This window comes from Prosthecobacter sp. (assembly GCF_044378005.1).
Lineage (GTDB): Bacteria > Verrucomicrobiota > Verrucomicrobiia > Verrucomicrobiales > Verrucomicrobiaceae > Prosthecobacter.
In genome coordinates, this window is record NZ_JBILYB010000290.1 from 1 (window position 1) to 3,467 (window position 3,467).

A 3,467-nucleotide genomic window follows, 5' to 3' on the forward strand; every position below is an offset into this window, starting at 1 on the left:
CGACTGCTGTGCTGCGGGCACTCGGTAGAGATGATAAAGCGCGCCCTCGTACGTCAGGGTCTCGGTGCCCAAGAGCACTGGCGAGATGGCCAAACCAAGGAGGACAAACAGGCGATGCATGAAGGTTGGGTGACCCGTCACTTTGCAGGCTTCTTCTTCACCACGGCTTTCAGCAACGTCGCTGGCTTCCAGCCTCGGGGTTGGGTGATGCCTTTGCTGGTCCACTCCATGCCGCGCTCGACCCAGCCTTCGCGCCATTCTTCATAGGAAAGGCCATCGTCGTCATCGCTGACACCAAATTGGAATCCGCAGGCAGGGCAGATCTCGAAGGAGCCGCCGCCAGATTTGCTGCGCGGGGCGTCCTTCAGGTGGTCGTATCCGCAGACGGGACAGTTATGGGTAGTTTTCATCACTTGAAGTGCAGTTGCGCGGGCTGGATGAGCTTGCCGGGCTGGCGCTGCCAGTAGCTCGAGTTGTTTGGGCGGAAATAGGTCTTCGTCGTGCCGTTGCGATTGTAGGCGGCAAAGGCTCGTGTCTTCGGATCATAGACGCGGAGGGTTTCATCAGCGTCATCCCACTTCATCTGAAGCTGTCCGGCCTTCGCGCGCTGGAGGAAGTGCCAAGCTTGGGCGGCGTAGTCTTCCGGTGACTGGCTTTGGAAATCAGAGCCGTGGCGGTTGTAGTGATCCTGGAGCGATTCCCAATAGCCCCAGCTCACGCGTGCTGGCGGTGCTCGTGCGGCGGTGGATGGTGCGGGCGCGGGCTTCGTCTTCGGTGCCTCGGGAGTGAGGGCATCGACAAGCTTTTCGAGTATGGACTTCGGTGCCTCCACTTTGGGTGGGACGGCACCGGCGGGTTTGACATTGCTGCCCATGGTAAAGCTTCCCGCACCGAGCTGCTGACGCGCGCTACCGACCTGGTAGAAATAGGTCGTGCCCTGGGTGAGGCTGCCGAGGGTGACGGTGTGGTCATCAGTGACTACGCCTTCGAGCTTCTGATCGAGCCTCCCCGCCGTCGTGCCGTAGCTCACGCGCGTGCCGCAGGCCACATCGGTTCTCCAGGCGATGGTGGCGCTGCTTTCACTCTGCATGACTTTCGGGCCAGAGACTAACTCCACCGCGTGTGCCGTCACTACGGTAAACAAAAGAAGAATAGCAGCGATGACTCTTGGCATGATTCCGAGACTAGCGGCTGCCAGTGAAATGCCAAGCGCCGGAATCTCAGCTAACGAAACCGAATTCGAACCGTTCTGACTTGCCGCCCGCGCGGCCTCCTGCCAGTCTCGCCCCATCTTCCCATGATTCGACCTTTCCTGACCTCCGCCACCCTCGTGCTGGCCATCGCTCTGACCGCTTGCGACAAGAAACCTGCGGCAGCCCCTGCCCCTGAGAAATCCACACCCAAAGTCGAGGTCAAACCCGTCACCGCCGAGGCCAAACCGTCTGCCGAGTCGGCGAAACCGGTGACTGAGATGCCTTTTCCTGAAGCAGTGGACATCGGGGACTTTGGCAGCGCTGAACCCGTGGAGCGTGAAGACCTGCCCACCCGAGGCATCATCACCTTTGGTCCGAGCGACTATGAACATTCAAACCAGGCGCATTGGGAAACGTATTTGTGGTCGAAGTTTGAAGCCAAGCGCTGGGGCAAATACCAAGTGCGGCTGACTTACACGCTGCGCCGTGCCTCGCTGGGTATGCAGTTTCGCATCGGCGACCTCGTTTCCAAGAAGCCGCTCAAATCATCGGTGACGCCGCGCAGGGTGTATCTGGGCACGGTTCACATTCAGAACGCGGGTGATTTCCCCTTCTCCATGATCACCCCGCCAGCAGAGGATGGCAGCTTCAAGCTCCTCGAAGTGGCGCTCATCCCCGCCGCCGAGGGTGGGGCGATCACTCAGGCCGCTGATGGCAGCGTCACCTTGCTGGCAAAGGACGCGACGACATGGTCGGAGACCATGCGCTATGAACCCAAACCCGAGAAAAACTGCCTCGGTTTTTGGACCGAAGCAGATGATTTTGCCGAGTGGGAGTTCACCGCGACGAAGCCTGGGAAATACAAGGTCAGCGTCAGCTATGGTTGCGGTGGTGGTAATCACGGCAGCGAAGTCGAACTGAAGCAGGGAAAGCAATCCCTGAAGTGGACCACGCAGGACACCGGCGGCTTCCAAAAATGGCAGGATGTGAGCCTAGGCGAGATCGAAATCACCGCCGCTGGAACTCAGCGTCTCGTGATTGACCCCGTGAACAAAGTAAAGTCCGCGGTTCTGGATGTGCAGAAGGTCGTGCTCACGCCCGCAGGCTGATCTCATGCGTGTGTTCACGGCGCTCGCTTGGCTGGCACTCATCGTCGGCATCGTGCTGCAACTGTGGTTGAAAGATCGTCATGTCAGTTGGGCTGTGCTGTTTTATGGCATGCCCAAGCCATGTCTCATTGCCCTGGCTTTCGTGCTCGCGGTAGGTTCGCACCGTGTCCGCTGGCTGCAGAAGATCGCCTTCGCAGCCATGATTTCACTCACGCTCTGGTGGACGATGACTTCCTATGCCGTGGGGAAAAACAAAATCTCTCCCACAAGCACATCCAAAGATGACGTCACACTGCTGTACTGGAATCTTTGCCGCCCCAATGGATTGGATCAGGAAGCTATCGAACTGGTGATGAAGCACCGGCCTCACATCGCCGGCTTCGTCGAACCGGGCAAAGAGGCAGGGGAGCTCACGACGACTTACGAAGCACAACTCCCTGGTTACAAAGCCGCGTGGATGCCGCGTGGCATTCTTTGGTTATCCCGCGTGCCATCACGCTATCGCGAGCGTGGCAAGCTTGAGGGCTTGGGTGCCTTTGCTCGCTTCGATGTCGATGGTCTGGGACCCACTTTCCCTGTCGTGGTCGCTGATGTGCATCCTGGGCTCTTCCACTCGCGCGAACTTCAAATCCAGGAGGCCTTCGCTCAGTCCAAGAATCGGCGTGATGCAATTCTCGTCGGTGATTTTAACACTCCGCTCGAATCCCATTACTTCGATGAGCATCGAAGGAGCTTCGTCAATGGGCTTGATGTGATGGGCACAGGTTTTCGCGAGACCTGGCCGATGGGGCTGCCGCTTCTCAGCATCGACCAGGTGTGGGTCGGTAAGGATTGGGAAGTCACCGAGGCAAAGAAGATCTGGTGCCTGACGGGCAGCGATCACGCCGCGATCTTGGTTCGGCTGCGACGTCGTTGAGCCTCAATCGAGGCTCCACTTCACGGCCACTTTTTGTTCGCGGCCATTCTTGTCGTTGAACTTCACGAAGCCGTTCTTCGCGCCGAATTCGTGGACTTCCTTGGTGACTTTCACGTCGTAGGCGCAGTATTCAGCGATCTCCAGGATCTTCCCCTGCTGCCACCAGCGCAAGGCCTGCAGGCCATCGGCAGTCTTGCCTGTGCCGAGACTCGCTGCCGCCACATCTTCCAGTTTGATGCGGTGTCCGAG

Annotated in this window: 4 protein-coding genes and 1 pseudogene; 2 read left to right on the forward strand and 3 right to left on the reverse strand. The window is 58.7% G+C overall.

Annotated features, from left to right (window positions below; translation table 11 throughout):
• Positions 1-137 precede the first annotated feature (137 nt).
• Both AC6FTP_RS26240 and AC6FTP_RS26245 read right to left on the reverse strand, forming a co-directional pair.
• The gene (locus AC6FTP_RS26240) at positions 138-410 is read right to left on the reverse strand and encodes a hypothetical protein (RefSeq protein WP_497209855.1); all 273 of its coding nucleotides are present in this window, start codon (positions 408-410) and stop codon (positions 138-140) included.
• A complete protein-coding gene (locus AC6FTP_RS26245; RefSeq protein ID WP_497209856.1) occupies positions 410-1,174 on the reverse strand; it encodes a fibronectin type III domain-containing protein in 765 nt (254 codons plus the stop codon). The genes AC6FTP_RS26240 and AC6FTP_RS26245 overlap by 1 nt, the downstream gene beginning before the upstream one ends.
• 123 nt (positions 1,175-1,297) lie before the next feature.
• Here AC6FTP_RS26245 and AC6FTP_RS26250 point away from each other — a divergent pair, with 123 nt between their 5' ends.
• Together AC6FTP_RS26250 and AC6FTP_RS26255 are read left to right on the forward strand one after the other, a co-directional pair.
• Positions 1,298-2,302: a DUF5077 domain-containing protein gene (locus AC6FTP_RS26250; protein ID WP_497209857.1), complete on the forward strand. Its 1,005-nt coding sequence runs from the start codon at positions 1,298-1,300 to the stop codon at positions 2,300-2,302.
• Positions 2,303-2,306: 4 nt separating this feature from the next.
• The gene (locus AC6FTP_RS26255; RefSeq protein WP_497209858.1) at positions 2,307-3,218 is read left to right on the forward strand and encodes an endonuclease/exonuclease/phosphatase family protein; all 912 of its coding nucleotides are present in this window, start codon (positions 2,307-2,309) and stop codon (positions 3,216-3,218) included.
• 3 nt (positions 3,219-3,221) lie between these two features.
• Here the strand turns inward: AC6FTP_RS26255 and AC6FTP_RS26260 are convergent.
• Positions 3,222-3,467, reverse strand: a pseudogene (locus tag AC6FTP_RS26260) (ribonuclease H-like domain-containing protein); the annotation flags it as partial.

Bases quoted from the DNA above. Each gene is read 5' to 3' on its own strand.
- AC6FTP_RS26245 (WP_497209856.1), bottom strand. From the start codon at position 1,174: ATGCCAAGAGTCATCGCTGCTATTCTTCTTTTGTTTACCGTAGTGACG.
- AC6FTP_RS26255 (WP_497209858.1), top strand. From the start codon at position 2,307: ATGCGTGTGTTCACGGCGCTCGCTTGGCTGGCACTCATCGTCGGCATC.
- AC6FTP_RS26250 (WP_497209857.1), top strand. From the start codon at position 1,298: ATGATTCGACCTTTCCTGACCTCCGCCACCCTCGTGCTGGCCATCGCT.
- AC6FTP_RS26240 (WP_497209855.1), bottom strand. From the start codon at position 410: ATGAAAACTACCCATAACTGTCCCGTCTGCGGATACGACCACCTGAAG.